The following is a 1688-nucleotide window of genomic DNA, read 5'->3' as shown; positions in this document are numbered from 1 at the left end:
TGGGCCGGGCGCAACGAGGTCGGGCGCGAGACCGCCGGTACAACACCCAGCGGCTGCACTCGAGCATCGGCCACGTGCCCCCAACCGAGTACGAGCAGAGCTACCGTGACCGCACCACCGTTCCCTCGACAGCCGAGGTGGCCTGAACCCGGTCTCCACCAGACCCAGGCGCTTCAGAGCGGTGAACCGCCCCGGGTTCAGTGGAGGCTGGCGGTTGCCGGTTGGTCCTCGGTGAGGCCGGCGTTCTGACGGTAGTAGCTGTGCTCGTATTCCACGGGTGGGACGTCGCCGCACGCGCTGTGCAGGCGGCGGTGGTTGTACCAGTCGACCCACTCGAGAGTCGCGAGCTCGACGTCGTCGAGGCCCCGCCAGGGGCCGCGGCGGCGGATCAGCTCGGTCTTGAACAGCCCGTTCAGCGACTCCGCGGCCGCGTTGTCGTAGGAGTCGCCCTTGCTCCCGCCCGACCTGATTGCGCCAGCTTCGCCGAGGCGCTCGGTGTAGCGGATGGCGACGTACTGCACTCCGCGGTCGCTGTGATGGATCAAGCCGGTGACGTCGTGGGCGTCGCGCGCCCGCTGCCACAGCCCTTGCTCGAGCGCGTCGAGCGCGAGGTCCGCGCGCAGTGAGGTGGAGCAGCGCCAGCCGACGATGCGCCGGGAGTAGACGTCCATGACGAACGCGACGTAGACGAACCCGGACCACGTCGCGACGTAGGTCAGGTCCGCTACCCAAAGCCGGTCCGGGGCCGGCGCCCAGAAGCTGCGCTCGACCAGGTCATCCGGACGCTCATCCAGCGCGGCCGGGATCGTGGTGGGCTTGACCTTTCCACGGACCGCTCCGGCCAGGCCGAGCTGGCGCATCAGCCGGGCCACCTGGCAGCGCGGTACCGGCACCCCGTCCACGCCGCCCTCCCGCGCCAGCTGGCGGTAGACCTTGCGCACCCCGTCCACGCCGAAGTTCTCCGCGTGCACGCGTGCGACAGCGGCCTTGACGGCCTCGTCCCGGACCGCACGCGCCGACGGCGGGCGGGCCTTCGCCGCGTAGTAGGTGCTCGGAGCGATCGCCACGCCGGCCTCGGCGAGCGTGGAGCAGATCGGCTCGACTCCGAACTCCTCGCGGTGCTGGTCGATGAACGTGGTCAGCGTTGCTGTGGGCGGTCGAGCTCCGCCGCGAAGAAAGCCGACGCGGACTTCAAGATGGCGTTCGCCCGGCGCAGCTCACGGACCTCGCGCTCGAGCTCAGCGATCCGCTGCCGGTCCTCGGTCGATGTCCCCGGCTTCTGCCCGCCGTCGACCTCGGCCTGGTTCACCCAGTTGCGCAGCGTCTCGGGGTTGACCCCGAGCTGCTCGCCGACCCGCGCGATCGCCCCGGTCCGCTGACCGGACTGCTCGCGCATCTCGAACACCATCCGCACGGCCCGCTCACGCAGCTCGTCCGGGTACTTCCTCGGTGCTGGCACTGACCCACTCTCCCGTGGCTTCAGCGCCTCCACCAGACCCGGGGCGGTTCAGTTCACACACCGACGGCTTGGCACTGCGGGACGGACGGGTGAGATTCGGCGGCAGCCACTTCTTGCAAGACACCCTGCTTCTAGGCTCGGGCGATGTTCGTCGTGAAGGAGTGGTAGGTGCAGCAGAACCTGTCCTGGGACCCTGTGCGTCAGGCTGAGGTGAGACACCCCGGGTAGG

1 protein-coding gene, 1 pseudogene and 1 other annotated feature are annotated in these 1688 nt (G+C 69.8%); of the genes and pseudogenes, one reads left to right on the top strand and one right to left on the bottom strand.

Annotated features, from left to right (window positions below; all coding sequences use genetic code 11):
- Positions 1–146: pseudogene (locus G9H72_RS21765) on the top strand (IS3 family transposase); the annotation flags it as partial.
- A 51-nt stretch (positions 147–197) separates the two neighbouring features.
- Here G9H72_RS21765 and G9H72_RS14420 read toward each other — a convergent pair.
- Positions 198–1408 (bottom strand): IS3 family transposase gene (locus tag G9H72_RS14420; protein ID WP_231127068.1). Its coding sequence is split into 2 segments (ribosomal slippage): positions 198–1180 and positions 1180–1408, totalling 1212 coding nucleotides; the frame shifts between segments, so codons are not numbered across the junction.
- Positions 1053–1181 (bottom strand) — a sequence feature (AL1L pseudoknot). It overlaps the preceding gene by 129 nt.
- Positions 1409–1688: the final 280 nt, after the last annotated feature.

The organism is Motilibacter aurantiacus (genome assembly GCF_011250645.1).
GTDB classification, from domain to species: domain Bacteria; phylum Actinomycetota; class Actinomycetes; order Motilibacterales; family Motilibacteraceae; genus Motilibacter_A; species Motilibacter_A aurantiacus.
The sequence above is the reverse complement of the archived record's forward strand: the minus strand, read 5'-3'. Positions and strand labels throughout refer to the sequence as shown.